Origin of the sequence: Brevibacillus centrosporus, from assembly GCF_046622605.1 — a bacterium.
GTDB classification, from domain to species: domain Bacteria; phylum Bacillota; class Bacilli; order Brevibacillales; family Brevibacillaceae; genus Brevibacillus; species Brevibacillus centrosporus.
This window is the reverse complement of record NZ_CP176856.1, coordinates 1,450,318-1,477,072: the sequence shown is the minus strand read 5'-3', so window position 1 is coordinate 1,477,072 and position 26,755 is coordinate 1,450,318. Positions and strand designations below refer to the sequence as shown.

General features: G+C 52.1%; 24 protein-coding genes. 8 read left to right on the top strand and 16 right to left on the bottom strand.

All coding sequences use genetic code 11. From position 1 onward, the window contains the following. Positions 1 to 26: 26 nt before the first annotated feature. The 6 genes from accA to ACLIN2_RS07790 form a co-directional block, all read right to left on the bottom strand. Positions 27 to 983 carry an acetyl-CoA carboxylase carboxyl transferase subunit alpha gene (gene accA, locus ACLIN2_RS07815; protein WP_092266117.1) on the bottom strand — a complete coding sequence of 319 codons (957 nt, stop codon included), beginning with the start codon at positions 981 to 983 and terminating at the stop codon, positions 27 to 29. Beyond that, entirely contained in the window at positions 950 to 1,894 is a 945-nt protein-coding gene (gene accD, locus ACLIN2_RS07810) for an acetyl-CoA carboxylase, carboxyltransferase subunit beta (RefSeq protein ID WP_411503698.1), read from the bottom strand. Before accD ends, accA begins: the two co-directional genes overlap by 34 nt. Before the next feature lie 21 nt (positions 1,895 to 1,915). Next, entirely contained in the window at positions 1,916 to 2,098 is a 183-nt protein-coding gene (locus tag ACLIN2_RS07805) for a glutamate decarboxylase (RefSeq protein WP_411503697.1), read from the bottom strand. A gap of 80 nt (positions 2,099 to 2,178) precedes the next feature. After that, entirely contained in the window at positions 2,179 to 2,850 is a 672-nt protein-coding gene (locus ACLIN2_RS07800; protein ID WP_092266517.1) for a FadR/GntR family transcriptional regulator, read from the bottom strand. 96 nt (positions 2,851 to 2,946) lie between these two features. After that, positions 2,947 to 4,191, bottom strand: coding sequence for an NAD(P)-dependent malic enzyme (locus ACLIN2_RS07795; protein ID WP_092266120.1), 1,245 nt, complete (start codon positions 4,189 to 4,191; stop codon positions 2,947 to 2,949). A 171-nt stretch (positions 4,192 to 4,362) separates the two neighbouring features. Continuing rightward, positions 4,363 to 7,788, bottom strand: coding sequence for a DNA polymerase III subunit alpha (locus ACLIN2_RS07790; RefSeq protein ID WP_411503696.1), 3,426 nt, complete (start codon positions 7,786 to 7,788; stop codon positions 4,363 to 4,365). 182 nt (positions 7,789 to 7,970) lie between these two features. Between ACLIN2_RS07790 and ACLIN2_RS07785 the strand changes: the two genes are divergently transcribed. Continuing rightward, complete coding sequence (locus tag ACLIN2_RS07785) at positions 7,971 to 8,282, top strand: YtpI family protein (RefSeq protein ID WP_092266122.1); 312 nt, start codon at positions 7,971 to 7,973, stop codon at positions 8,280 to 8,282. Between the two features lie 186 nt (positions 8,283 to 8,468). Here ACLIN2_RS07785 and ACLIN2_RS07780 read toward each other — a convergent pair whose 3' ends face one another. Then, positions 8,469 to 9,086, bottom strand: a complete 618-nt coding sequence (locus tag ACLIN2_RS07780) for a metalloregulator ArsR/SmtB family transcription factor (RefSeq protein ID WP_092266123.1) — start codon at positions 9,084 to 9,086, stop codon at positions 8,469 to 8,471. A 120-nt stretch (positions 9,087 to 9,206) separates the two neighbouring features. Here ACLIN2_RS07780 and ACLIN2_RS07775 point away from each other — a divergent pair, with 120 nt between their 5' ends. After that, positions 9,207 to 9,353 carry an aminopeptidase gene (locus ACLIN2_RS07775; RefSeq protein ID WP_258957525.1) on the top strand — a complete coding sequence of 49 codons (147 nt, stop codon included), beginning with the start codon at positions 9,207 to 9,209 and terminating at the stop codon, positions 9,351 to 9,353. A gap of 51 nt (positions 9,354 to 9,404) precedes the next feature. On the opposite strand, the gene ACLIN2_RS07770 is transcribed toward ACLIN2_RS07775, so the two are convergent. Continuing rightward, positions 9,405 to 10,715 carry a DRTGG domain-containing protein gene (locus tag ACLIN2_RS07770; RefSeq protein WP_411503695.1) on the bottom strand — a complete coding sequence of 437 codons (1,311 nt, stop codon included), beginning with the start codon at positions 10,713 to 10,715 and terminating at the stop codon, positions 9,405 to 9,407. 209 nt (positions 10,716 to 10,924) lie between these two features. Next, the gene (locus tag ACLIN2_RS07765; RefSeq protein ID WP_400584340.1) at positions 10,925 to 12,082 is read right to left on the bottom strand and encodes a DUF445 domain-containing protein; all 1,158 of its coding nucleotides are present in this window, start codon (positions 12,080 to 12,082) and stop codon (positions 10,925 to 10,927) included. Positions 12,083 to 12,175: 93 nt separating this feature from the next. Here ACLIN2_RS07765 and ACLIN2_RS07760 point away from each other — a divergent pair, with 93 nt between their 5' ends. The 6 genes from ACLIN2_RS07760 (at position 12,176) to ACLIN2_RS07735 (ending at position 18,872) form a co-directional block, all read left to right on the top strand. Further along, positions 12,176 to 13,594, top strand: a complete 1,419-nt coding sequence (locus ACLIN2_RS07760) for a YheC/YheD family protein (protein ID WP_411503694.1) — start codon at positions 12,176 to 12,178, stop codon at positions 13,592 to 13,594. A 5-nt stretch (positions 13,595 to 13,599) separates the two neighbouring features. Continuing rightward, positions 13,600 to 14,691 (top strand): YheC/YheD family protein, encoded by a 1,092-nt coding sequence (locus ACLIN2_RS07755; protein ID WP_092266126.1) that lies wholly within the window; start codon positions 13,600 to 13,602, stop codon positions 14,689 to 14,691. 2 nt (positions 14,692 to 14,693) lie between these two features. Next, on the top strand, positions 14,694 to 16,067 hold the full coding sequence (locus tag ACLIN2_RS07750) for a YheC/YheD family protein (protein WP_411503693.1): 1,374 nt from the start codon (positions 14,694 to 14,696) through the stop codon (positions 16,065 to 16,067). A 42-nt stretch (positions 16,068 to 16,109) separates the two neighbouring features. Further along, positions 16,110 to 17,420 carry a YheC/YheD family protein gene (locus ACLIN2_RS07745; RefSeq protein WP_411503692.1) on the top strand — a complete coding sequence of 437 codons (1,311 nt, stop codon included), beginning with the start codon at positions 16,110 to 16,112 and terminating at the stop codon, positions 17,418 to 17,420. A 5-nt stretch (positions 17,421 to 17,425) separates the two neighbouring features. Then, complete coding sequence (locus ACLIN2_RS07740) at positions 17,426 to 17,902, top strand: GNAT family N-acetyltransferase (RefSeq protein WP_092266129.1); 477 nt, start codon at positions 17,426 to 17,428, stop codon at positions 17,900 to 17,902. Between the two features lie 118 nt (positions 17,903 to 18,020). Next, a complete protein-coding gene (locus tag ACLIN2_RS07735) occupies positions 18,021 to 18,872 on the top strand; it encodes a hypothetical protein (protein WP_092266130.1) in 852 nt (283 codons plus the stop codon). An 88-nt stretch (positions 18,873 to 18,960) separates the two neighbouring features. On the opposite strand, the gene ACLIN2_RS07730 is transcribed toward ACLIN2_RS07735, so the two are convergent. From ACLIN2_RS07730 to ACLIN2_RS07700, 7 genes are read right to left on the bottom strand one after another with little or no spacing between them, the layout of a single operon-like run. Further along, the gene (locus ACLIN2_RS07730; RefSeq protein ID WP_307723925.1) at positions 18,961 to 19,506 is read right to left on the bottom strand and encodes a hypothetical protein; all 546 of its coding nucleotides are present in this window, start codon (positions 19,504 to 19,506) and stop codon (positions 18,961 to 18,963) included. A gap of 48 nt (positions 19,507 to 19,554) precedes the next feature. Beyond that, a complete protein-coding gene (locus tag ACLIN2_RS07725; protein ID WP_411503691.1) occupies positions 19,555 to 21,240 on the bottom strand; it encodes a hypothetical protein in 1,686 nt (561 codons plus the stop codon). A gap of 6 nt (positions 21,241 to 21,246) precedes the next feature. Then, positions 21,247 to 22,173 carry a hypothetical protein gene (locus ACLIN2_RS07720; RefSeq protein WP_328210176.1) on the bottom strand — a complete coding sequence of 309 codons (927 nt, stop codon included), beginning with the start codon at positions 22,171 to 22,173 and terminating at the stop codon, positions 21,247 to 21,249. Beyond that, positions 22,167 to 23,237, bottom strand: a complete 1,071-nt coding sequence (glmU, locus tag ACLIN2_RS07715; protein WP_411503690.1) for a bifunctional UDP-N-acetylglucosamine diphosphorylase/glucosamine-1-phosphate N-acetyltransferase GlmU — start codon at positions 23,235 to 23,237, stop codon at positions 22,167 to 22,169. Before glmU ends, ACLIN2_RS07720 begins: the two co-directional genes overlap by 7 nt. Beyond that, entirely contained in the window at positions 23,234 to 23,440 is a 207-nt protein-coding gene (locus ACLIN2_RS07710) for a hypothetical protein (RefSeq protein WP_411503689.1), read from the bottom strand. Before ACLIN2_RS07710 ends, glmU begins: the two co-directional genes overlap by 4 nt. Before the next feature lie 49 nt (positions 23,441 to 23,489). After that, positions 23,490 to 25,322, bottom strand: a complete 1,833-nt coding sequence (gene glmS, locus ACLIN2_RS07705; RefSeq protein ID WP_411503688.1) for a glutamine--fructose-6-phosphate transaminase (isomerizing) — start codon at positions 25,320 to 25,322, stop codon at positions 23,490 to 23,492. 50 nt (positions 25,323 to 25,372) lie between these two features. Then, a complete protein-coding gene (locus ACLIN2_RS07700; RefSeq protein WP_411503687.1) occupies positions 25,373 to 26,734 on the bottom strand; it encodes a nucleotide sugar dehydrogenase in 1,362 nt (453 codons plus the stop codon). Between the last annotated feature and the right edge of the window lie 21 nt (positions 26,735 to 26,755).

Below are 26,755 nucleotides of genomic sequence, written 5' to 3'. Positions count from 1 at the left end.
AAAAAGCCAAAAAACGCCCCCTGCAATCACAGGGAGGCGTATTCACCAATCTGTTTAAACTTTTCGTAACGATCCTGTATTAGTTCATCCGGAGTCATTTTACCGAGCTGTTCCAGTTGGTCTACGATCGTGGCTTTGACCATACTCGCCTGCTGAATCAAATCGCGATGCGCTCCTCCAAACGGTTCTTCGATGATGCCATCGATCACACCCAGCTCAAGCAAATCTGGCGCCGTAATTTTCATCGTCTCAGCTGCACGCATACCCAAGCTGGAATCTCTCCACAAAATGGCAGCGGCACTCTCCGGAGCAATCACGGAGTAATAGGAATTCTCGAGCATAAAAATACGGTTGCCCACACTGATCGCGAGCGCTCCGCCACTACCGCCTTCCCCGATGACAATGCAAATAATCGGTACACGGAAAGTAGCCATTTCACGCAGGTTGCGAGCAATTGCTTCACTTTGGCCGCGCTCTTCAGCAGCCTTGCCGGGATAGGCACCCGACGTATTGATAAAGCAGATGATCGGGCGACCGAATTTGTCAGCCTGCTCCATGATGCGGAGCGCTTTGCGGTAGCCTTCCGGATGCGCCATCCCAAAATTCCGCTTGATGTTATCCTTGGTATCTTTCCCTTTTTGATGCCCGACGATGGTTACTGGGCGTCCATCCAGCTTGGCGATCCCGCCCACAATGGAATGGTCATCCCCGTATAACCGGTCTCCATGCACTTCGATAAAATCAGTAAAAAGTAACTGTATGTAGTCCAGTGTTGTCGGACGTTCCGGATGGCGAGCCAGTTGTACACGCTGCCACGGTGTCAGGTTTCCATAGATTTGCTGAGCAAGATCTTTTGACTTTTGCTCCAGTCGCTTGATTTCATCCGAGAAATCAATGCCTTTTTCCTCGGTAAAGCGACGCAGCTCCTTGATCTTGTCCTGTAATTCGACTAATGGCTTTTCAAAAGGGAGTTCTCCTGCCATGCTTCCACTCCTTCCCGCGACGTGTGCATCTCTACCAGTTTGGCTAGTGTAGCACGCATATCTTTGCGGTGCACCACCATATCGAGCTGACCGTTCTTCAACAAGAATTCCGCTGTTTGGAAGTCTTTCGGCAACTCCTGGCGAATCGTTTGCTCAATGACACGACGTCCGGCAAAGCCGATCATAGCTCCTGGTTCGGCGATATTGTAATCTCCCAATGAAGAAAAGCTTGCAGACACGCCGCCATACGTTGGATTTGTCATAACCGATACGAACAGCAGACGCTCCCGATCGAGTCTGGACAAAGCCGCACTTGTTTTTGCCATTTGCATGAGGCTGAGAACGCCCTCTTGCATACGCGCACCACCTGAAGCAGAGAACAAGATGAACGGCAAACGACGAGCGATTGCTTGTTCGATCGCTCTAGTAATCTTTTCACCTACGACAGATCCCATACTGGCCATACGGAAGCGGGAATCCATTACCCCTATCACAATCCGGTTGCCGCCAAGCACACCTTCACCGGTAATGATCGCTTCATTCAGGTTCGTATTTACCTTGTCCTGCTCGAGTTTTTCCAAATACCCTGGGAAACCGAGGGGATTGGCTGTAGTCAAATTCACGTCGAATTCCTCTGTCAGTGCACCTTCATCCAAGAGAGACGCCAGACGCTCAGGAGCAGACATGGAATAATGGTATTGGCACCCTTTACAGACGCGCAAATTTTTCTCCAGATCCTTGGAATAGTGAATCGTCCCGCAGTGAGGACATTTATTCATCAATCCTTCAGGGACTTCCTTTTCTCTCGTTCCCGCTTCCTTAGAAGGGTCGGTGGAAGCAGGGACACGTGCGAGTGTCTCCGAAGGGACTGTAGCAAACTTGCGCTTTTTCCCAAAAAGATCTTTTAGCACTGGTACACCCCACCTTTCTCTTCAGTGAAGGATCGTGGCGAGTACTTCCTGGACTTCTTGCAGCTCGCCCTCCGGCACCAAAATCTCGTATTGCTTCGAGACTTTTGCCTCGCGAACCTTTACCAGGAATCCTTCATCTGTCAAACGTTGTTGAATCCGTTCTGCGATTCTTGCGATAGGAGCGATGTAGATGACAGTCCACACGCTGGCTTCCTCCTTCATCGTCCAATACAGGTCTGCATCATCATATCACAGCCTTTGCGCCTGTCGCAAATGGGGGAAAATCATAGCTTACTGTTCTCCAAATGATGCCTCATTTTTTCAACGGCCGCTGTCGCATCGCCTGCGCGGATCGCTTCCATGATCTCGCGATGCTCCCCAACAGCCATCTTTGCCCTGCCCTCGCGTGACAATGACTCGATGCGAACACTGTTGCTGTATTCGACAAGAGGTGCCCAGATCCGATGCAGGATCGAATTGCGGCTGGAGCGGCAAATGACGCGATGGAACAGGTAGTCTTCTTCCGTGGGTACTTCCCCCCGCTCGACCCGTTCCTCGGCAATCGCCAAAATGCGTTCCATCTCTTCAAAGTGCTTGTCAGTCGCTCGTCTGCAGGCGAGCCGCACCGCATCCAGCTCCAGGATTCGGCGCATCTCGATCAGATCCTTCTTTGTCTTGGCATCCCGCAGGATGAAAAATCCGAGGATGTCAATCAGCCGATTGTGCCGGTAACTCTTTAAGAATGTGCCTTCCCCTCTGCGAGTCTCGATCAATCCGAGAAGCTCCAATGCTCGGAGCGCTTCACGGACAGAGGAACGACCTGCACCCAGCTGCTCCGACAGTTCCCGCTCGGACGGAAGCTTGTCGCCGGGACGCAGATTTCTCTCTTGAACGATCTCATGAATCTGCAGGAGAATCCCTTCGTATACCTTTCTCTCTTGGGATGAGTCGAGCACCATTCGTCCTCCTTACGTAACACTTACTGTGAAGTGAAGCACCCCCCGGCGGCGCCTGGAAACACGGTGTCTCGGAGGGTGATCTTTACACGATTCCTATACTTGCTGGTAGGAGATCGCTGCCAGGTTCATGGTTTTTTGTTTCACATCTTCTGGATCGACAGTGATGCGAGCTACGCCGCTTTCCATTGCCGCTTTCGCTACCGCTGCAGCTACATTTGGAGCCACGCGAGCATCAAATGGAGCCGGGATTACTTTATCGGCAGACAGCTCTTCTGGCGTGATCAAATCTGCGATTGCGTACACAGCTGCCAGCTTCATTTCTTCGTTGATGTTGGTAGCACGAGTATCCAGAGCACCGCGGAAGATTCCTGGGAAGGCCAGTACGTTGTTTACTTGGTTCGGGAAGTCGGAGCGTCCGGTTCCCACTACTTTTGCACCTGCCGCTTTTGCTACATCCGGCATAATTTCCGGAACCGGGTTTGCCATCGCGAAGATGATTGCGTCGCGGTTCATGGAGCTTACCATCTCAGCTGTTACAGCGCCCGCTACGGAAACTCCGATGAATACGTCGGCACCTTTCATCGCATCTTCCAGGTTGCCTTGGATCTTGTCGTGGTTCGTGATTTTTGCCATTTCCTCTTTTACCGGGTTCATCCCGAACGGACGGCCTTCATATACGATCCCTTTGGTGTCGCACATGATTACGTCTTTCACACCCATGGAAACGAGGAGCTTGATGATGGCGATACCTGCTGCTCCAGCACCGTTTGCTACGACGCGAATGTCCTCGAGCTTTTTGTCCACCACGCGCAGGGCGTTGATCAGACCTGCAGCGGTTACGATCGCTGTACCGTGTTGGTCATCGTGGAATACTGGAATGTTGGTTTCACGCTTCAGGCGCTCTTCTACTTCAAAGCACGCAGGGGCCGCGATGTCTTCCAGGTTTACGCCGCCAAAGGTAGGCTCGAGCAGCTTCACGGTTTCTACGATTTTATCTACGTCTGTGGTATTCAGGCAGATTGGGAAAGCATCCACACCTGCAAAGGATTTGAACAGAACGGCTTTCCCTTCCATAACCGGCATAGCAGCTTCTGGGCCGATATTGCCGAGGCCGAGTACAGCAGTCCCGTCGCTTACTACCGCTACGAGGTTGCCTTTCATCGTATATTCGTACACTTTTGACTTGTCGTCAAAAATATCTTTGCATGGTTCGGCAACCCCTGGAGAATAAGCAAGGCTCAAGTCACGTGCATTGCGAACTGGCACTTTTGTGACAGCCTCCAATTTACCTTGATGTTTTCTGTGAAGTTCTAATGCTTCCTCTCGCAGATTAGACACTCATAACCACTCCATTCACGTTTATCTTTTTCTAGTACTGCTTCTAAAACCGCCTGTTGCTTTCCAATAATCGTCCAGTGGTCTGACCACTTTTCAAGTTATGTTCTCAATATATAGCAAACCCGTTCTTCTGTAAACCTGCCGAAAACGGCGAAAAAGGGAGGACATTCTTCATCCTCCCCACATTATGGGCATTTTTTTCGAGATTACGCTGTCACGTCCCACAATTTCTCTTGCTAGCTCCAAAAATGACTCGTCCAGCTCGACAGCAATCGTCTCTGGCAAGCGAATTGTCTGTCTTTTTCCCTCGTAGAACAAAATGACAGGAATCGTTCCTTTTTTTTCGACAAACAGCTGTTGAAGCTGTTGAAGCGTCGAATCTCGCTCCTGCGCCTCTGAAATTTTGACAAAAAGCACAGTCTCCTCTGTCGGCTTCGGAATCGCATCGGCTGACCAGAAACGGGATGCTAAAAGCTTGACCAGGTCATCCTGATGGTCGATGCGCCCCTCGACTACCACCATGCTCTCTTTGGTCAAAAGCTCGGCATGCTTGGCAAACACCTGCGGGAACACGACTACTTCGACCAGCGCCGTTTTGTCCTCGATGGTGATGAAAGCCATCGGGTCTCCTTTTTTCGTCTGGATGCGCCGCTCCTCCGTAATCATCCCGAATACCTTCACCGTTTTTTCCCGGGGCAGCTCCCCCAGTGCAAGGATCGCCGTCACCTCAGAACGACTGGCCAGATGCGCGTACTGATCCAGAGGATGTCCGGAGATGTAAACACCGAGCAGCTCACGTTCTTCCTTTAGCTGCTGGGCGCGCGAGAATGGCGGAACCTCCGGGTACTCCGAAAGCTCCCGCACCGGGGCAGCATCTTCCCCTGCAAAAAGGTTCATCTGGTCGGCATCCCGCTCCACGCGTTTGCCATTTGCCTTGCCCACTGCTTCATCGAGCAGGACCAGAAGCTGACTGCGGTGTCCTGGCAGCGAATCCAGTGCGCCGCAAAGTGTCAACGACTCCACCACTCGCCTGTTCACGAGTCTGCCGTCTACACGAGCGCAAAAATCAAATACATCGCGATAGGGTCTGCCCTGCCTCTCCTTCACGATCGATTCGATCGCACTGTACCCGACATTTTTGACAGCCGCCAGACCAAAGCGGATGGCATCCTGCTCGACAGTAAAATGCGCCTCACTGCGATTGACGTCAGGTGTGAGTACTTGCAAATGGAGACGGCGGGCTTCCTCCGTATACTCTGCGATGCGCGTCTGGCTGCCGATGGACAGAGACAGGAGCGCCGCCATAAAGGCCAGCGGATAATTGGCTTTCAAATACGCCATCTGATACGCAATGATGGCATAGGCGACCGAGTGAGCCTTATTGAAGCCGTAATCGGCAAAGCGCACAATCAGGTCGTAGATTTCGTTGCCCAGCTCATCTCCATAGCCTTGCTTGACGCAGCCCGCGACGAATTTCTCCCGCTGCTCGGCTAAAAGATCCCGTTTCTTTTTCCCTACGGCCCGGCGCAAAATGTCCGCTTCCCCCAGACTAAAGCCCGCGAGCGTGGAGGAAATCTGCATGATCTGCTCCTGATAGATCATAAAGCCATTCGTCTCACGCAAGATCGGCTCGAGTACAGGATGAGCGTAGTGGACCTTGGTCTGACCGTGCTTCGCCGCGATGTACTGCGGGATGATCTCCATCGGTCCCGGGCGATACAATGCCAGGACAGCAATAATGTCGTCCAAGCTCGTCGGCTTCAAATCGCGCAGCACGCTGCGCATACCGGAGGACTCCAGCTGAAAGACACCCGTCGTCTCCCCGCGCGTCAGCATGCGATAGGTCTCGGGATCATCAGTCGGAATGGTCTCGAGATCGACGTGGATGCCTTGCTGTGCAAGATTGCGCAAGGTTTCCGAGATGATCGTCAGGTTGCGCAAGCCAAGGAAGTCCATTTTCAAAAGTCCGACCTCTTCCAAAATCTCCATCGGGTACTGCGTGAGCGCCAGACCTTCGTTACCCGTCTGCAATGGCACGTATTCCGTCAGCGATTCACGGGAAATGACCACTCCCGCAGCATGCGTGGAGGCATGCCGCGGCAGCCCCTCTACTCCCCGCGCCGTCTCAATCAGCTGAGCCGCCTGCTTGTTCTCGGCACACACCTTGGCGATGTCCGGATTGATTTGCATGGCACGCTCGATCGTCATCCCGGGCGACTGCGGAATCATTTTCGCCATCCGGTCAATCAGCCCTAGCGACAAGCCTAAAGCACGCCCTACATCCCGAACCGCCGCACGCGCCGCCATCGTCCCAAAGGTAATGATCTGGGCAACGCGGTCATGGCCGTATTTTTTCGCCACGTAATGAATGACCTCGTCCCTGCGCTCCACAGCGAAATCGATATCAATATCCGGCATCGTGACCCGCTCTGGATTGAGGAACCGCTCAAACAGCAGGTTGTAGCGCAGTGGGTCAACATTGGTGATCTTAAGCACATAGGCAACCAGACTGCCAGCTGCCGACCCCCTGCCCGGACCGGTAGAGATTCCGTGCTGATGTGCGTAGCGCATGAAGTCCCAGACGATTAAAAAGTAATCGGTAAAGCCTGTCCCCGTAATAATTGCCAGCTCGTGGTCCAGACGCTCGCGAATTTGCGGTGTCAGCTCATCATATCGCTCGCGGCAGCCCTGTTCGCAAAGCTCCCGTAAGAACGTCGTCGAGTCTTGCCCAGCAGGCAAAGGGAACTTCGGCAAAATATGCTCACCGAATGAGAGCGTCACCTGGCAACGCTCGGCGATCCTAGCGGTGTTGTGCAGAGCCTGAGGAGCAAAAGCAAAGGCTGCTGCCAGTTCCTCCCCGCTTTTCAGGTAGTACTGATCTGTCTCATAACGGAAACGGCCTTCTTCGTTAACCGTCTTTCCTTCCCCGATCGCGAGTAAGATGTCGTGTATGGCATGGTCTTCTCTTTGGATGTAATGAACGTTGTTGGTGACAACCAGCGGTATGCCCGTCTCCTCGCTCAGCCGAACTAGGCGCGCATTCAACCTTCGCTCCGGCTCCAGCCCGTGGTCCACCATTTCCAAATAGTACTGGTCCGCTCCGTATGTCTCGCGATACCACAATGCCGCTTCCTTCGCTCCTGCAGCATCTCCTGCCATCAAGAGTCGGGCTACCTCTCCCTCGCGGCTTGCCCCAAGTGCAATCAACCCTTCCGTGTGACAGGCAAGGGCTTCTTTATTCAGTCTCGGTAGAATGTAATTTCCTTCTGTCTGTGCGATTGTCGCCAGCTTCAACAGATTGCGGTACCCTTGGTCGTTCTCCGCGAGCAGGATCAAATGACTGGGAGCCGGTGCATTGCGCACGCGATCAGAGAGATTCCCCTCTATCACGTACACTTCCATGCCGATAATAGGCTTGATCCCAGCTTCCAGACAGGCTTTATAAAAAGGAATGGCTCCGTACAGATTGGCATGATCCGTAATGGCAAGCGCGTGCATTCCTAATTCTTTTGCACGCGCTACCAGCGCTTCAATGCGTGCCGCACCGTCCAGCAAGCTGTATTCCGTATGAACGTGCAGATGGACAAAGGTGTTCATCTTTGTTCCTTCCTCTCTCAATTCCGCTTCCGAATCGTTATCTGTTCTTCGCTTCGCCTTCCATTATACCCAAAAGCGCAAAGACTGTGGGAAAACAAGAACAAATGTTCTTTGTAAATTTGCCACACCGTCTATCTTTTGGTAGGATAATACCAGATTGGTAGAGAGGATGTATGCAGGATATGTGGTCCGCCTTTTATTTGACTGGCGTGCTAGCCTCGCTTGTCGCCAGCGTTTATTTCAGCATTCATGCCCGCAGACAGGGTACCCACCCGCTTGCTTCCCGCATGATATTGGGAAAAATGAATATCGCCCTGGGGCTTTTGGTTACTTTGTTCGGGATCAATCAGTTTACCTTTGAAGAGCTGGATACGATCCGCATCGTGGTCGCTCTCGTGATGCTTGTCGTGGGTGTGATCAATCTTTATTTGGGGACGCGCAATTATTTCCGTTATAAGACGCTTTGGCTTGCTGAAATGAAAAAAGGCGTATAGGGCTGCTGCCAGCACCTAGCGGATGGGAAGAGAGCTGGAAACATCTTTCCTCCGTTTCCAGCCGTTTCGTGTAGCAGACTGTTTTTCGGTACGCTATAATGACCCTTGTGTGATATCTTATTGCTTCAGACAACCCGAGTGCAGTGCCGACGGTTGTCCTTTTTTATTTTCTCCCTGTTGGCTCGCTTACGGCTTCGCCCACAGCTCCTCCGGGTTCAACTCGTAGATTCCGTTTTCCCGATACATATATTGATTCATGACAAATTCGCGCCGAATCGTGGCAAAATCCTCATGGAACGTCTTGATATACTCGTTGATTTCCTTTTCCTGATACTTTCTTCCTCTCTCCAGACCGCGGACCATGTGCTCGAACACAAACAGCTTTTTCTTGCGCTGGGCCGGGATTTGCTTCAGCTTTCCATCCGGGGTAATAAAGCTTCGAATCACCTGCAGTGCCTCTTGTGCCATGCTCTCCCTCCTCTGCTCTGCTACCGAAATGTCATCCTGGAACTCATCGACACTCTCGTCCTTTGCCTTTGCCAGGAGATCCAGAATTGCCTGCGACTGTCGCTTCATATTGGCTTCATGCAGATAAAAATAAATGGTGTTCTTGTCCCTTCTCTCGTACACCGCTCCTGCCTCACGCAGCTTTGCCATATGGTGGGTAATCGTTGGGGCAGTCACGCCCATTTTTCCTGCCAGTGCCTGACCGTGCAGTGGTCCATTCGCCAAGACGGCGAGGATGCGAATGCGTGTCGGATCGGCCAGTGCTTTATGAAAGGTCACCAACTTATCTAATTGCATTTGTTATCACCTTTCTCCGTTTTACCTAATCCACATCCCCGATCGGGGAGAACATCTAATTAGACCTATATTTAATCAGATCGTACTCATTTTCTCCCCGTCTGTCAACGCGCTGGAAATTTGAAACAAGCCACTCAGTGGACAAACGACAACGTAGTCCACGAGGATTTCATGAGCGGAGCGGATCAGCTCGACATTGACGGCGAGCTGGCAGGCGGCACCCGGGAGCCGCTTTTACGCCAAGGGACCTGGGTCCTTTTTCTTTAAAACAAAAAGCCATCTGACGAAGAAAATTCGTCCAGATGGCTTTCTCTCGTATTATCTTTCAATGATTTGCGCAGTCACCATTGCCTGACCCACTAGCTGATCCCCTTGGTAGACCATTACTTCTACTTTTCCAAAGCGACGGCTGATGTCGAGCAGACGGGGCTGCACTTCGATCTGGCTCTCCATTTGCACCGGCTTTAAGAAGTAGACCATCACATTTTCGGGAACCATATCTCCTCTGCGGTGCTGACGCAAAAGGTTACAGGCTGCCTCCACCATTACCGTCGTCATGATTCCGCTCGCGATCGTCCCAAGATGATTGGTCATCTGCGGGCTGACCTCTCCCAAATAAAGAAGCTCATCTGATTTTCGCTCTTCCCGGAAATGGGACATGATCAGATTCGGGAACGTCTCGCTCATCTGCGGTTGCTTGGCTGTGTACTGCAAAGCTTTTAGCACGTCATTTCGGCTGAGGACCCCGACCAGCTTGCGGTGATTGTCTACGACAGGCAAAAGCTCGATTCCTTCCCACACCATCATGTGCGCGGAGGAAGCTACTGATACACGTGGAGACGTCGTGATCGGATTTTTGGTCATCACTTTATCGATTGTCGCGGTTTCATCATGTCCGATGATATCTTTAGAGGTCACAATCCCGATCAGGCGCATTTGCTCATCCACGACCGGAAAACGGGTATCCTGGTAAAGCTCTGTGTACTGATGCCATTTTGCCACTGGATCGGAAGGCAAAAGGACGGGTGTTTCCGCCAGTGGCTTGAGCACATCCTCAACCATGACGATTTCCTTTTTGATCAGACGGTCGTAAATGGCCCGGTTGATCATCGAAGCTACGGTAAACGTATCGTAGCTGGAGGAAATGATCGGCAGCGCGAGACGATCAGCCAATTGCTTGATTTCCTCGCTCGTGTCGAAGCCCCCGGTAATCAATACCGCTGCCCCTTGCTGCAGCGCAATTTTATGCGCCTGATAGCGATTCCCTACAATCAACAGGCTGCCTGCATCGATATAGCGCATCATCGCTTCGAGCTGCATCGCACCGATGACGAATTTATTCAGCGTCTTGTGCAAGCCTTCTCGCCCGCCCAAAACATGCCCGTCTACAATATTGACTACCTCGGCGAAGGTCAGCCGCTCTATGTTTTCCTTCTGTTTTTTCTCAATTCGCACCGTTCCGACACGCTCAATGGTACTGACGTATCCCTGGGTCTCTGCTTCCTTGATGGCCCGGTATGCCGTACCCTCACTTACGTCCAGGTCTTTGGCAATCTGCCGTACCGAAATCTTTGAGCCGATCGGAAGGCGATCAATGTATTGCAAAATTTGTTCGTGTTTCGTTGTCAAGTCGCGTATCCCCCTTCCTAATCTCCCACCCGTTCCATCTCTGGCTCCTTGGAACAATATACCCGAAGGAGAGGCAAAAAAAAAGGGTAGCTTTTTCAAGCTACCAAATCAGAAAGTATATCATTAAGGGGGTTTTCATCGTATGTTTATCTTATCCTTCTTATATTACAGGAATATTACAGGCGGTTTACAGTTTCTTTTCAGTTTTGCTAACCCAGCCAAATCGCTAGGAAGCTTTGAATCAAACCAATGATACCGCCCAATATAAAGCCCAGAATGGTAATCATACGGAACTCTTTTCCTGAGATTCCCACTACCATCTCCTCGATCCTCTCAATCGGGAAGCCTTCTACCTGGCGCGTCACGATCTCTCGAATCGCCAGTCTCTGGAAGATTCGCTCCACATTCTTTTCCAAAGAATCTACCATCCACCGCGCCATGCGTGGTACGAGTGAAGTGGTTACCGCCTCTTGAATGGGGGAAGTTAACCGCGACACAGGCTCGTCCACAATACGCAAGCTCTGCTCCTCCAGCTTTGCAAACACAGCACGGGACCAATCCTCGACCTGCTGCGTTCCAATCCACTGCACAATCTCACCTACGTTTTTATCCAGCAGCTTGTCCGCTTCGCCACCGAGCATCTCACGCAATTTCTGGGATAGCTCCGGGCGCCCTAACAGATCGTCGAGATGAGGCAGCAGCTTGCCCAAAATCTTGTCGTCTCCGAGGAACATCCCAACCAAGCCGCCGAACATCCCCCCTCCACCACCAAGCAGCCCACGAATCATCGATTGCAGCGACTGCTGGCCCTCCGGAGAGTGCAAAAATTCACGGAATCTTTGGAGCAAAAGCTGGCTTACTGAATCCAATGCGCTTTCCAGCCGTTCTTTGCCTGCTGCTGGAATCAGCTCCCGCAATGTTTTTTCTTCATACTGATAGAGCTTACGATTGACAAAGGACTGCCAATGCAAAAGCACGGGCTGGCGAACGGATTCGCTCCACGCGCCATCCTCCTGGAACATCTGTGGAGCAGCCGCTTGTAAAAAATGACGCAGGCTTTGCTCGTCCTGCATCCAATTTTGCGCCACCCGATTGAGCCAGTCCGCCAGCTGATTCTCAAGCCCGCTCTGGGTAAGGGCACGCCTGACCCCTTCCATCGTTAGTAAGTGTTCTTCTACTAATCTGCCCATTTGTATGGCGATGTCGTCTCGCCGACTCGGGATTAAACCCGGAGTAAAGGGAACGCGCCAACGCCCGATATACCAAGGCTTCAGCGGACGGAAAAGCATTCGGATCGCCAGTTCATTCGTCACTCCACCAATGACGGAACCGATTCCAACGTTTATCAATATCATCCAAAAGTTCATAAACACTAACAACCTCTCTTCTCTGCAAGGAACCAAACCATTTCCCTACTCATACCATAGACTAACTTCATGCCTGATGGGAAGGGGATAACCATGTCTTACGTTCCAACCATCGTTCAAGCATACGAGCCAAAGTCGGAAGTAGACCTTTACCTGCCCCAGGCGCACATGCGCAAATGGAATCTCTCTTCGCCCACCCTCACCGTTCAATTCGGAAGTAAACAAGTTCGTGCCCGTGTAAGCAGTATGGATCGTACTAACCGTACGTTGATACGCCCTTCCATTGCCCAAGCGCTCCATCTGCCTACGAGAATTCCCCTGCTGGCCCGATACCAAGCGAACCAGCAGTCCCTTGTATTCGGCCCTTATGTGGGTGTACTTGTCTCGACCTACAACGCGCAATTCCCTCAATCCCCTTTTGGACCCCTGACTCCGTTCTTCAATGAAGTAGCGGATATTTGCCGAAAACGCGGTGGCGTCATCTGCGCGTTTCGATTGCAGGATGTCAACTGGGATGCGGGAATTGTCCGTGGTCTCACGAGAGTTGGCAGCGTCTGGCGACAAAGAGTTTTGCCGCTTCCCCAATGCATCTACAACCGTCTCGTTTCCAGGCAACGGGAACGAAGCGAACAGATGACCAATTGGGTGCAGCGATGTAAGGACGCTAACATCCCGTTCTTTAATGAGCAATTCCTAAATAAGTGGCACGTGCATTCCGCTTTAGAAAACCAGGAAGCTGCCGCCGATCATCTCCCCAGTATGGTCCGCTATCAGAGCCTAGATGATGTAAAGAATATGCTGTCCGCGCATCGCGTGGTTTACGCAAAACCGGCGAACGGCAGCATGGGTCGGGGAATCATCCGGCTGCGTCGAACAGATCAAGGCTATCAGCTCGCCAAACCAGGAGGACTCACCAAGACCTTCTCCAGTATACAAGGGCTGAACCAGTATCTCACCAAACAGACAAAAGGCAAACCATACTTGCTACAGCAGGGTTTACCACTGATTGGCATCCAAAATCGACCAACTGATTTTCGCGTATTGGTCCAAAAAGATCGAAAAGGGGAATGGGCGGTCACCTCAATGGTGGCGCGTTTGGGGCAAAATCGGATCGTCTCCAACATTTCTCGAGGCGGCTCCATGCTGCCTCCCCAACAGGCTCTGCGCCTTTGCGGTCCGTGGGTAAGCGGGAATCGCCCCACACCGCAGACACTCAGAGCTGTTGCTTTAAAGCTGTCCGTGCTGTTAGAAGAAGCACTTCCAGGGAATTACGCGGAATTTGGGGTCGATCTCGGTGTAGATGTCCGGGGGCATGTGTGGCTGTTAGAAGTAAACAGCAAACCATCCAAGACGGCCAACACCGTACCCCTTCCAGAAGGTGAGGAAGAACCTCCCCGCCGCGCAAGGCCATCGGTTGTGCGGATGCTTGAATATGCCGCATATGTAAGTGGTTTTCCCCGGGCAGCTAAACCAAAGCCAAAACCAGCAGCCAAGAAAATCAGGCGAAGGTGACCTTCATGAGAGCAAACCAGAGAACCTTAGGCATCATGACTCGCTGCCAAGGCTCCCACTTTATTGACAAAGGCTATTACAAAAAGCTGACGCTCTTCGGACGCAAGCAAGGCATCCGTGTCTTTGTGTTTTCCCCGCGCCAGGTAAACTTTTCCTCCCGAACGGTAGCGGGCTTTGAATACAGAAACGGCGCCTGGCAATCGGACACATTCCCATTGCCAGCGTTCGTTTACGACCGATGCTTTGTCGGCCCAGCTTATCGCAACTATAAACCATTTGTGGAAAAGTTGCAAAACGATCGCAACATTACATTTTTGGGGCACGGCCTGTCCGGTAAATGGCAGGTGCATCAAATGCTCATCCACTCGAAACAGCTCTCTCCACTGCTGCCTCCCACCGAGCTTTTCACGCACTCCGCCCTACAGGAAACACTGGATAAATACAACGCCGCCATCCTCAAGCCAATGGCGGGAACCCATGGGATCGGTGTCGTACGAGTCAAGAGGCGCAAGGGAGATTTTGAAGTATCCGGGAGAAGCAAAGATAACCAGCCTTTCCGCCGCATTCTCCAGGGAGAGGCCGGACTCAAACGCTTTGTCTCTACCTTTACAAATGGACGCAAGTTTCTCGTACAGCCTTACCTCGAGCTGCATACACCCGATGGCTCACCATTCGACGTCCGTGTGCTGGTGCAAAAAAACGGGGAAGGAGAGTGGGAAACCACCGGCCGTGCTGTGCGGATCGGTGATAAACGAAGCATTACCTCCAACCTGCACGGTGGAGGCAAGGCTGTCCCGCTCGCCCCCTTCCTCTCTCGCCATTACAAGCCAGCGCTGCAGACGCGGATCATGCAAACTATCGATCAGGTGGCAGTTGAGCTCCCCCGTTTTTTAGAGCAGTCCCACGGCAGACTGGTAGAACTCGGGATCGATGTCGGGATTGATACAGCAGGCAACGTCTGGATCATCGAAGTGAACAGCAGACCTGGCCGGACTGTATTCACCATGATCAACGATCCTGCTGCCCAATTCCATTCCATCACCCAGCCTGTTCGTTATGCTCACTATCTCATGAAAGAGCGTGTAGGAGGTTACTAAGCATGGAAACAACCCGAGTGCGACTCCGCTTCCTTCCTCATCCCCATGTCTACGGGATCATCCTGCCGATCAATCTCATGCAACAGCTGCAGCTGAGACCCCGCCAACGAATTACGATCACGCTGGGTAAAAAGGAAGCAGTCGCCGTTGTCCTGAATGACAAGCGAAATCCCGATAGCAACGTCGTGAAAATCACCAGCCTGCTGCAAGAGGAGCTGAGCATTCCCCACGGCGGCTTAATCAATCTGAAGCGCGAAGGAGAAACGCTCCGGATCGGACCTGCGATCGGCATCGTCACCACAGGCGTTCGCAGAGATCCCCGAAATCCAATTGGACCTAGGACCTCGTTCTTCCAAAAGCTCTTGCAGGCACAGGAAGGCAAAGGCGTGTTTTACTATATTTTTTCTCCCCACGATGTTGACTGGAGCAAAAACGAAGTCGTTGCCTGGTTTTTGCGCAAAGGCAAGAACGGCAGCTACGTCTGGCGAAAAATGAAAACTGCCATGCCTGATGTCATCTATGACCGTGTTCCTTCTCGTTCTGCCGAAAAACACGAGGCCGTACGGGATTTCAAATACAAGCTGGCAAACTACCCGAACACCCCAATGTTCAATCAGGGCTTTTTCAACAAATGGGGCGTTCACCAGCTTTTGTACCCCAATCCAGAAGTCAACGAACACATTCCAGAAACCTATACCTCCCCATCCCTGCAAACGGTTCGCAATCTGATAAAAAAATACCCGATTGTCTATCTGAAGCCGAAAAACGGTAGTCTTGGATACGGAATCGTCAAGGTCGTGCGGAGTGGCGGCGGATACGATGTGTCTTACCACAACGGCTCTGGCAACGTCAAACGGCATTTCACCAAGCTTTCTGCTCTGTATCAGCATATTTTTCGCAGCCGTCGTGTCAGCTCCTACCTCGCACAGCAAGGGATCTCCCTGATGACGTACCAAGGGCGCCCTTTTGACTTCCGTGTTCATCTTCATAAAAACCAGCTGAATCAATGGGTCGTTTCCTGCACAGCCGCCAAGGTCGCAGGCTCTGGAAGCGTCACTACCCATGTGCGCACAGGAGGTACCGTCATTCCTGGAGATGAATTGCTCCAGCATCTCTTTGGCAGACAAAAAGCGATGATGGTGGAGCGTATATCGGATGCTTCTATCCGCCTCGCCACAGCCATTGAAATGGCGAAGGGCATTGATCTGGGTGAGCTCGGACTCGATATGGGTATCGATACGCATGGTCATGTCTGGATGTTCGAAGCCAACTCCAAGCCAGGGCGTTCTATCTTTAAACACGCAAGGCTCAAGCAAGCGGACTATGAATCTCGCAAGCTGCTCGTCGATTACAGTTGTTATCTTGCGAATTTTTAATCCATGCGAACACGACCGTTTTTTCAGGAAGGAGGAACACCCATGCCTAAACTGAGCTCCGGGTGGTTAACCATCCTCCCAAGCGGCAAATGGTTTCTGCAACTTCCACGGCAAGCCCTAGCCAACCGCCCCAAAAAGCCGTTAATCGCCAGTCTTGGACCATTCGCTCATCAGAAACGGCTGCATACGGGTCTACCCAATCAACAGCCTGGCCGCATCTGCACACGGATCAACTGGAAGATGGTCAATAACTCCGTGCGACTCGGGCCATTGATCGGTATTCTGACTGTCGGCGATGGGGCAGCATTCTTGGGAAATCGGGATAACTTCAAAGACATTGCCCTCTCCGGTAAAAAATGGGGAGCACTTGTTTTCGTATTTACGCCGCAAGGGATCAACTGGGAAAAAAAGAAGGTCCGCGGTTATCTGTATAACGAGCGACAAAACCTCTGGCAGGAACTGATTCTCCCGTTCCCGCATGTCGTCTACAACCGCATACCCACCAGGAAAGCGGAACAGCGGTCGGAAGTACGCAAGACCCTTTCCCGGATCAACGACTTGCCAAATGTCACTCTGTTCAATCGCTGTTTTTTTGATAAACAGGAGCTTTTTCAAATGCTTGCCTATTACCCAAGCGTCCAGTCCTTTTTGCCAGAGACGAAAAAACTCGATAATCTCGCTCGCTTCCGCACTTTTTGCACCGAGCATCGCTTTGTCTACTTAAAGCCGGTGCGCGGGAAAGCCGGAGAAGGAATCATGCGGATCGACTACAAGAATGACATGTGGCGACTGGAACGGTTAAAGGATCAAAAAGCGATCATCCGCCGCTTTAGGGATTTGGAGGATCTCTGGAAGCACGTCAAAGGTCATACCCGGGATAAACGGTATATCATGCAGCAAGGAATCAAGCGTGCCAGGTATATGGGCAAACCTTTTGACGTACGGGTTCTCGTCCAAAAGGATGGAAAAGGAGAATGGGGCGTCACAGGGGTGGGCATCCGAAGATCCGGATCCCAAAGCATTACCACCCATGTCCCTCGTGGAGGTTCCATTCACTCCCTGTCCAGTGTGCTGCATGCACTCTTCTCGACCGATCCAGAGAAAATGGAGTCGACGATCCACCATACCTCATTGACGATCGCGCAAGCACTAAACGAGGAGATTAAAGATTTGGCGGAAATGTCCATGGATTTGGGGCTGACGGAGGACGGGAAGCTCTGGTTTTTTGAGGCAAATGCGAAACCCGAGAAATTCGACGAACCTACGATCCGCCGCTTGTCACTGTCCAATCTCATCCATTACGCACAGTATGTATCCCGCCTGCCAAGCGGGCGAGGAGTAGTAGCGGGGTAACGAACATGAAGCTGAAATACATTATCATGCCGCCACAGGCATTGGCCGAATCCCAGACGACATTGGTCCGATTTACCCGCCAGGAAGGGGACCGCCGGATTACCAAGCACGCCATCAACTGGCTCACACAGCTCACTCCCAAACGGATGGCGGAGCAAGGGACTACCTTGGCTCTCGCAATGAATGGCAAACGGGTTGTCGGATTGTTCGCTGTCTCTCGCTGCGGTCTCGGCCAGTCATTTCTGGTAGTCGACAAGCGATATCGCAACCGAGGAATCGGGAAGGCGCTCACGGCTCATCTCTGTCAAAAGCTGCCGAAGCTCTATGTACGAGTCGCTCTCGACAACGAAGCCAGTCTCGCCTTATTTCGCGGGATGGGGTTCGAGCCGGTCAAAGCAAGCATCGGTCCTACGGGAAAGCCAACGCTGTGGCTTGCCTTCGGGCATTGGAATCCGAACGATTTGCAGGAGCATGCCGGTTGATTCATCCGGCATGTTTTTCATGCTTTCCCTCTCCAAAATATTGAATTTTCTTGTTTTACCACTTCATGCATGAGTTGGCCATCCATGGAAATGATATGGTTCAGGAGGTGGTCTTCTCATGACCTACAACAACAATATCATGCACTCACAACAACTACATATTCCAGGAGCAATGGGCCAAGCTAGCGCCATGTTCCAACCTGGCTACGCCAACACCAACACGCAGGAAGTCCAATACTGGAATCAGGGTGGTCAAACTTCGCATGCCCAAATTCCTTCCTATGGCATGTCCTATGGCGGCGGATTGGGTGGCACGCAAGCGATGTTCCAGCCTGGCTATGCAGGCACCAACACGCAAGAAGTTCGTCAGTTTAACCAAGGCTACTCCACCCCAAGCCAGCAAGGTTACCAGCAAACGCAAATGAACAGCTACCAGCAAGCGCAGCCAATCAACTATCTCCATCCAAACCAAGGAACAAACTACGTCCAGGCACAATCCACTTATCAGCCTGCGTTTGGTGCTGCTACGAACTCCATCTTTTCACCAGGCTTTGCCGGCACGAACGTCCAAGAAGTGCAACAACGCAACAACACGGGCTATGCGGGCATTTCCAACTATCAAGGCCAGGCTAACTACACCAACAACACTGGATATTCAGCCCAAACAGGAGGCAGTATTTTCTCTCCTGGCTTTGCAGGAACCAACGTTCAAGAGGTTCGTCAGCTCAACCATGGCGGCACCGCTTCTTCCGGGCTCATGAATGCTGGATACAATGCTGGATACAGCCAACAACCACAGCAACAAATGAGCCAGCAGCCCTACCAAAATTATGGCAATGCGATGGGAATCGGTTCCCAATCCGTCTTCTCCCCTGGCTTTGCGGGCACGAACGTTCAGGAGGTTCGCAGCCTGAACAACGGCGGTCAAGCGACTGCGCATACGGGCTCTATTTTCCCAGGAAGCTTCTAGGGAAATCTACGTAAAAAACCTGGCTGCGTTTGACGATGGTGCCGTACAAAAAAGGTGTGGCTGTCTTTTCCGACAGCCACACCTTTTCCTATTTTCGCGCCTGCAAAATCGCCTCGTACAAGGCATGCAAAGCTTGCAAGCTCCGTTCATCCACAGTAAAGGAGATTCCTTCAAACCAGTAGGCATCCTCCTTCACGCACGTCCATTCCGGTCCGCTGTGCATCAGCTGCGCTTCGATACACACCGCTGTCTGATCCAGCTGGGATCGAACGCTGACATGCCTTTCCAACTCGGTACGAAAGCGCGCAAGCACCGCTGCCTGCCCCTCGTCCTGCTTAGCCAGCCGGAAAAGCGCCATTTCGATTTGCAGCCAGCAGGTCACATAAAAGTGAAACTCGAGAAACAACGTATGCACGGCCTCTCGAAGCTGGGCGTCATCGCCGCCTGCTTGCAGACGCTCCCATGCAGTACGCACCTCGTCTTTTTTCTCCTGGATCAAATCGTAATGACTGACAGCACCCCGATAAAACTTGCGCACGATGTTGTACAGCATCTCTGGTGTGCGCGGTGGAAGTGAGCTGTGACGGTTGGATACATCCCGCATGGCTTCTGTCGCCTCTTTCTCTGCACTCATTTTTCCCTATTGTACATGAAATCGGCTCGCCGTTGCGCTATGCGTGAATCAGTCTTTGCCGTTTTTCCAATATTCATAGGCATGCACAGCTTGACCCAGGTAAGAGGAGTAGCCTCCCAAAAGCTGCGCCACTAGCTGCAGCTGCTGGTTCATCTCTCCCATGCCTTCTTCAAAGAAGGTGACAAACTCTCCTTCGTGACTCTCTTTTGTCTCTACGGCTACAACCAGCTTCTTCCCTTTGCTCTCGGCATACTTCATCTGGCTTTCCACTAAATTCACGATTTGCTCTGCCTTGTCGCGAAAGGCCATCAATGTCGTATGATCCAGCTGATCGATCATCCAGTGGGAGAGTGGGACATCCGGATTTCCCGGTACAGCGGTATTATCCAGCCACGCAGCCAAATCGACACTGGTCTTTAGACCGTCTTTCTTTGCCTCAGCCACAAAGGACTCGATATTCCCCATCCATTGACGCAGAACTTCTTCTTTGTTTTCTTGCCAGCGCGGCAGCACGTACGGCTCGATGTCCAGATGCACCCCGCGAAGCTGTTCATCCGAATCCGCCTGCGCGTTGTACGCTTTCACCCAGTTGACCAGCTTCAGGATCTTGCTTCTGTTTTCCTTGAGTGCCCAAATAGGGTGACCTCCTAAAGCGTGCACTTCGATTCCAGCTGCGGTTGCCTTCTTGAGAAACCTCTGATACATTGCCGGCGGCTGCTGCATGTCGATTCGGATATACAGCAGGTTGATCTCATTCTTTTCGGCAAAGGCGAGGATCTCGTCCTCCTCTGATTTCAATGTCTCTGCCCGCCAGATGTAGGTTCCCCGATACTGGCTCGGAGCTGGTGGTGGAGCCGGTATCGTTCCGCTGGCTTCCTGCCAGTACCGATAATCGTGAATAGCCGTGCCGCTGTAAGACGAATGCTCACCCAGCCTGTCCGGCAGCTGATCCAGCATCCGATTCATTTCGCTGGCACCTTCTTGTGCGAAAGAAGCGTGGTCATCCTCGATTTCCTTCATATTGACAGCGATGAGAACCCTTCGTTCCAGCTTGTCGGCCTGCTCCATTTCCTCGTCTACCAAGGATAAAAGCCCATTTGGCCCGTCGAGCTTGTCCCGATAGGCCATGATGTTAATTGTATCGAATCGGGAAATCATCCATTCGGATAGTGGCAGATCGGGATTGTCTGGCGTGGGGATGTCATCCAGCCAAAAAGGAATCGCCACACTTGCCTCCAAATTCCCGATCTCGTTCAACTCAGCTGCAAATACCTTCACGTTTGATTGCCATTCCCGGATCACACGCTTCTGCTCCGTCTCCCATTGCGGCAGCAAATACGGCTCGATATCCAGCTGAATCCCCTTTATTCGTTCTGCTTGGGCCACAGATTCATTGTACTGCTTTACCCAATTCACAATCTTCAGCATTCTCTTCTGGTTGCTGACCAGTGCCCAAGCTGGGTGTCCCGCGACCGCATGGACCTCTACACCCTTCGCGGAAGCATCCCGGATAAAGGAGCGGTAGTAGTCATAAGGCTTGTTCATATCGATGCGCAAATAGATCAAGGTAATGTCGTTCTCTTCGCAAAAGGTCAGGACCTGCTGCTTGTTCTCTCCGACCGTCTCGGACTGCCAGATCCACGTGGCTTTACTCTTTTTTTCCGCAGGGGAAAATCCGTATAGAAAGCCGAGCGTAAGGCAGAGAACGCTCAGATAGATGCGCGCGGCTTTCAATCGTCATTACTCCTCTCGTTTGCTCGCATGAAGCCAGCTCTCGTAATCGTGGATCGCGCTGCCAGCAAAGGAAGGATTCTTTGCCAGCTCCTCTTGCAGAATCGCCAGCTGCTTCTCCATCTCTACCGTGCCATCTGCATGAAAGCTGGTATTTGCACCTTCCTTGGATTCCAAAATGTTGACACCCACCACGACTGAGCCGCTTTTTCGAGAGTCGGCATCCGCCACAACCCTGTGAACGATGTCAATAATGCCATTCTGCCCCATGGCGTGATTTCGGTAGGCCATCAGTGTAATACTGTCCAGTCTTTCCACCATCCAGTTGCTGACCTTTTCCTTTTCTCCCGGAACAATCACAGAATCGATCCAAAAGGGAAGATCCGCACCGACCAATAAATCCGAGTCTTTCTTCGTCTCGGCGACCAAGTAGACAATGTTTTTCATCCATTGCTCAACGACAGCATCCTGGTCCTTTTTCCACTCCGCTAGCAGATACGGCTCGATATCCACGTGTATGCCCTGAAATCGTTCATCCGGCTTGGCGGAATGGTTGAAGGCTTTCACCCAGGACACGAGATCGCCGATGCTGCCGCGATTGGCGGCCAATGCCCAATTTGGATCACCGCCCAAGGCTTCAACCTGAATGGATGCCCTTTTCGCCGTGCGGATGAAATCGCGGTAAACCTGTGGGGAAACCGTAGTCGGCTCGACGTGCACATAAATCAGATTAATCTCGTTTTGCTTGGCGAAAGCGACAATCTCTTCGGTATGCGCAGGCAATATCCGGGCATTCCAAATCCAGGTCGCTTTCGTATAGGCAGGTTCAGGACGTAATTGCAGCATGCTCCCAGCGACGACCGATACACATAGGACAATCAACAGCCATACCCAATTGCGATGTATGGCTGTCCTTGCCCAACGCAGAATCAGCATCTTCCTCCTGTCATCTGCGCTTTCGGTGCTTGACTGTCATCGCTATTCTGCCATTCCTGAACCTCGCCGCCTACAAAAGCATACGGACCGACGATCGTATTCATCGGAACCTTGCTGCCTACTACGGTAGAGGAACTCACCTGCACGCGGCTGGAAATCACACTGTCCAAGATATGGGCGTTTGGACCGATCGCGCATCCATCTGCAATCCGTGTGCGTCCACTCAGGTAAGACCCCGGGTAAATGACGGTATCCAGCCCGATCACCACATCTGCCTCGATATACGTCGCTGCCGGATCAATGATCGTCACCCCATTCTTCATGTGGCGCTCGTTGATTCGCTTACGCAGCTTGTTCTCCATCTGTGCCAGCTGGATGCGGTCATTAACGCCTGCCCCTTCATCCGGATTGGCAGCCGCATACGCTCCGATCAGGCAGCCTTGCTCCTGCAGGATCGCCAAAACATCCGGCAAATAGTATTCTCCTTGCGCATTATCGTTGGATACTTGCGGAATGGTCTCAAACAGCTTGCGATTGTCGAAGCAAAAGATGCCTGTGCTGATTTCGCAGACCTTTTTTTGGCCTAAGGTAGCATCTTTTTCTTCCACAATCCGTCGGACATTTCCACTCTCGTCCCGAATGATCCGTCCGTAGCCAGTCGGGTCATCCACGATGGCGGTCAGCACCGTTGCAGCAGCGCCCCTCTCCTGATGATAGGAAAGGAGCTGATTCAATGTCTCTTTTTGTACGAGTGGCGTATCCCCATTCAGCACGATCGTCATGCCGTCCTGATTTTCCAAAGCCTCTCGGCACATCCAAACCGCATGCGCCGTTCCCAGCTGCTCTTGCTGATGGGCGTACTGGACACGGTCGCCGAGCTGATGCATCACGGCTTCTGCCCCGTGACCGATCACGACGACCGGCTTGTGGAAAGCAAGGTCTTCTACTGCTGCGACAACGTGCTCGATCATCGGCTTGCCGCACACGGGGTGCATGACTTTGTACAAGCTTGACTTCATGCGCGTTCCTTTTCCTGCTGCGAGTACGATTGCATGTATATTCATCCGATTCCCCCCGTTCCGTCCAGCTCGCCTTTTCGATAGGGGCGAAGCTGAACGTCATGCTCGAAGTAAGGCTTCAATTCGTAAGTTAAATTGTCAATCATCATTCCCAGGTTGATGTCTTTCCTCTGCACGCCCAGCTGATAGGCCTGGAGCATGATCTCCAGCAAAACTTCCTGATTCAACGTCCGATTCGAGGTGCTCATTTGCCAGGTCCTCCTTTTCGTCCTTCATTGAGAGTAAGGACGAGAGTGGCTATTCGACTGTTACACTTTTGGCCAAGTTTCGTGGACGGTCCACGTCATTTCCCAGAGCAACCGAGGTGTAGTAAGAGATGAGCTGCAACGGAATCACACTCAGGACCGGGGTAAGCAGCGATTCTGTCGAAGGGATCAAGCACACATCATCCACAGATCGATGCAGCTCCACGTTGTCTTCGAGTGCGATTCCAAGCACGTTTGCTCCACGCGCCTTCACTTCCGTAATATTGCTGACCATTTTCTCGTGAAGCTCCGCTTGCGTAGACAACGCAATCACTCGTGTCTCCTCTTGGATCAGGGCGAGTGTTCCGTGCTTCAGCTCTCCGGCTGCGTACGCTTCCGAGTGAATGTAGGAGATTTCTTTCAGCTTCAAGGAGCCTTCCAGAGAGACCGCATAGTCCAAGCCACGGCCGATGAAGAACAGATGACCCTCGTCCTTGATCGAGTGAGCGAAAGAGTGGATGCCCTCTGCGTTAGCCAGCACCTGCTCCACCTGATCAGGCAGCTTTTGCAAAGCGCTGATCAAAGTCTGTCTCTCCTGTGCAGGCAGCGTCTCTTTCTCCTGTGCCAAATAAAGCCCGAGTAGATAAAAAGCGATCAGCTGCGAGGTATACGCTTTTGTCGATGCCACGGCGATTTCCGGACCGGCATTCGTCGTGATCAAGTGGTCGGCTTCCCGTGCAATGGAGCTGCCTACGACATTGGTAATCGCCAGAATGCTCGAGCCGTGGCGTTTCGCTTCCCGCAAGGCCGCGAGTGTATCCGCCGTCTCTCCCGACTGGCTGACGACGATCGTGAGGCTCTTCCCTTTGAAAAGGGGGCGTCTGTAGCGAAACTCGGATGCTACATCTACCTCTACCGGAATTTGCGCCAAGCTCTCGATAACATGCTTGCCGATCATTCCCGCATGATAGGCTGTGCCGCAAGCTACTATGTAAACTTTCTCAATCACTTTGATTCCTTCCGTGGACAATCCCAGATCCGGGAACAAAATGCGTTGGCACCTCTGGTCGATGCGTCCCGTCATCGTATTGCGCAAAGCGCGAGGCTGCTCATGAATCTCTTTGAGCATGTAGTGCTCGTAGCCATCCTTTTCCGCCTGCTCTTTGTCCCACTCGATCCGCATCAGGTCACGTTCGATCCATTCCTTTGTATCCAGACTCATGACTTGGACCGAATCCTTGGTCAATATAGCCAGATCGCCATCCTCGAGGACGTAGACATCGCGTGTATGCTCCAGGACAGCAGGAATATCCGAACCGATGAAATTTTCGCCCTTTCCTACCCCGATGATCAACGGGCTGGCGAGCCGTACCGCAATCAGCTTGTCCGGCTCATATTCCGTCATGACGCCCAGTGCGTATGCGCCGCGAATCTTTGCTGCCACCTTTTGTACAGTGGAAACGATATCTCCATCGTAAGCCTCGGCGAGCAGATGGACGATGACCTCGGTATCCGTCTGCGAGGTAAAGACGACGCCTCGCTCCTCCAGCTCCTGCTTGAGATCCAAGTAGTTTTCGATGATGCCGTTATGCACGATCGCAAATTTTCCGGATTGGTCAAAATGCGGGTGCGAGTTTTCATCAGACGGACGGCCATGTGTCGCCCAGCGTGTATGCCCGATGCCGATCGCTCCCTGGAGAGCGGATTTCCCGGCTTGCTCCTCCAGCACATCGATGCGTCCTTTGGCTTTGCAAATCGAGATATTCTCCCCGTCGCACACGGCTATCCCTGCTGAGTCATAGCCGCGGTACTCCAGTTTTTTCAGTCCATTGATCAAGATGGATTGTGCTTCTCTGTTGCCGATATATCCCATAATTCCACACATGTTACGCAATCCTCCCTTTTCCAAGCTTCCTAGTGAAAAGCTTCCATGCTTTACGCGAGCATGCTGACGACTTCTTTTTCCTGACGGATCGCAACGGGATTGCCCAGCTTGTAAATGTTCGGGTTGGTGATTCCGTCAAAGGCATTTCGGGTATCAATGATCGCCACTCCCAAATCAGCGAGCGCCTGATAGTCAAAAGAGCGATGGTTCGTGATCAAAACCATGCAATCGTACTTCTTGAAGGCTTCCGGGTCGTTCTCGATGGACTGGACGACTCGCCCTTCCTTGTCTCGGAAGCTTTGGGCATACGGGTCAAAATAATCGACCTTCGCCCCGTTTTTCGCGAAGAGCTCATAGACTTCCAATCCCGGTGACTCGCGCAGATCGTCTATGTCTGGCTTGTACGCCATGCCCAGAATCAAAATGCGAGAGCTGTTGATTGCTTTCGCGTAAATATTGAGTACCTGACCCGTCTTGTTCAGGACATAGTCTGGCATATTGTCATTAATCGACTGTGCGATTTCAATAAACTGGCTGTGGAAGCGGAAGCCTTTAGCTTTCCAGGACAGATACATCGGGTCGAGCGGGATGCAGTGTCCCCCAATTCCCGGTCCTGGGTAGAACGGCATAAAGCCAAATGGCTTCGTGGATGCCGCTTTGATTACTTCCCAGACGTTGATCCCCATCTTGTCGCACATCATCGCCATTTCGTTCATGAACGCGATGTTGACGCTGCGGAACGTGTTTTCCAAGAGCTTGGACATTTCCGCCACTTTCGGGGAGGAAACCGGTACGACTGTTTTGACGAGGTTGCCGTACAGCATCGTCCCCAGCTCGATGCATTTCGGAGTGGTTCCTCCGATAATTTTGGGTGTGTTGTGTGTCGAGAACGAGCGGTTGCCCGGATCGACGCGCTCTGGCGAGTAGCAGAGGAAGAAGTCTACTCCTGCCTCGTAGCCGAGCTTTTCGAACTCCTGCTGGATCAATTCCTCTGTCGTACCCGGATAGGTGGTGCTCTCGAGTGTGATCAGCAGGCCCTGTCTCATATACGTCTTGATCTGGTCGACGACATGGATGATATACGAAGTGTCCGGGTCCTGATTGGGACTGAGCGGAGTCGGTACGCAAATGCTGACGGCATCCAGGTCTGCCAGAATACTGTAGTCCGTCGTAGGAAGGAATCTTCCCTGTGTCATGCACTCCTGCAGCGTTTCATTGGTGATATCCTGAACATGCGAGATTCCTGCCTTCAGATTCTCTATCTTTCTCGCATCCAGGTCGATTCCTGTTACGGGATAGCCGCTTTTGAGCGTTTCGATAGCCAAAGGCAGTCCCACATAGCCCAATCCGATAATCCCTACCTGTGCGGTTTTCATTTGAATCTTTTGTTTCAGTTCCTCGTATCTTCCCATTGTTGTCCCACTCCTTGTCTC

What these genes read in the sequence shown, in the direction of transcription:
- accA (WP_092266117.1), bottom strand. Translation starts at nt 983, where the DNA reads ATGGCAGGAGAACTCCCTTTTGAAAAGCCATTAGTCGAATTACAGGAC.
- ACLIN2_RS07790 (WP_411503696.1), bottom strand. Translation starts at nt 7,788, where the DNA reads ATGAACACCTTTGTCCATCTGCACGTTCATACGGAATACAGCTTGCTG.
- ACLIN2_RS07785 (WP_092266122.1), top strand. Translation starts at nt 7,971, where the DNA reads ATGTGGTCCGCCTTTTATTTGACTGGCGTGCTAGCCTCGCTTGTCGCC.
- ACLIN2_RS07780 (WP_092266123.1), bottom strand. Translation starts at nt 9,086, where the DNA reads ATGCAATTAGATAAGTTGGTGACCTTTCATAAAGCACTGGCCGATCCG.
- ACLIN2_RS07765 (WP_400584340.1), bottom strand. Translation starts at nt 12,082, where the DNA reads ATGAACTTTTGGATGATATTGATAAACGTTGGAATCGGTTCCGTCATT.
- ACLIN2_RS07760 (WP_411503694.1), top strand. Translation starts at nt 12,176, where the DNA reads ATGTCTTACGTTCCAACCATCGTTCAAGCATACGAGCCAAAGTCGGAA.
- ACLIN2_RS07755 (WP_092266126.1), top strand. Translation starts at nt 13,600, where the DNA reads ATGAGAGCAAACCAGAGAACCTTAGGCATCATGACTCGCTGCCAAGGC.
- ACLIN2_RS07750 (WP_411503693.1), top strand. Translation starts at nt 14,694, where the DNA reads ATGGAAACAACCCGAGTGCGACTCCGCTTCCTTCCTCATCCCCATGTC.
- ACLIN2_RS07745 (WP_411503692.1), top strand. Translation starts at nt 16,110, where the DNA reads ATGCCTAAACTGAGCTCCGGGTGGTTAACCATCCTCCCAAGCGGCAAA.
- ACLIN2_RS07740 (WP_092266129.1), top strand. Translation starts at nt 17,426, where the DNA reads ATGAAGCTGAAATACATTATCATGCCGCCACAGGCATTGGCCGAATCC.
- ACLIN2_RS07735 (WP_092266130.1), top strand. Translation starts at nt 18,021, where the DNA reads ATGACCTACAACAACAATATCATGCACTCACAACAACTACATATTCCA.
- ACLIN2_RS07730 (WP_307723925.1), bottom strand. Translation starts at nt 19,506, where the DNA reads ATGAGTGCAGAGAAAGAGGCGACAGAAGCCATGCGGGATGTATCCAAC.
- ACLIN2_RS07720 (WP_328210176.1), bottom strand. Translation starts at nt 22,173, where the DNA reads ATGCTGATTCTGCGTTGGGCAAGGACAGCCATACATCGCAATTGGGTA.
- glmU (WP_411503690.1), bottom strand. Translation starts at nt 23,237, where the DNA reads ATGAATATACATGCAATCGTACTCGCAGCAGGAAAAGGAACGCGCATG.
- ACLIN2_RS07710 (WP_411503689.1), bottom strand. Translation starts at nt 23,440, where the DNA reads ATGAGCACCTCGAATCGGACGTTGAATCAGGAAGTTTTGCTGGAGATC.
- glmS (WP_411503688.1), bottom strand. Translation starts at nt 25,322, where the DNA reads ATGTGTGGAATTATGGGATATATCGGCAACAGAGAAGCACAATCCATC.
- ACLIN2_RS07700 (WP_411503687.1), bottom strand. Translation starts at nt 26,734, where the DNA reads ATGGGAAGATACGAGGAACTGAAACAAAAGATTCAAATGAAAACCGCA.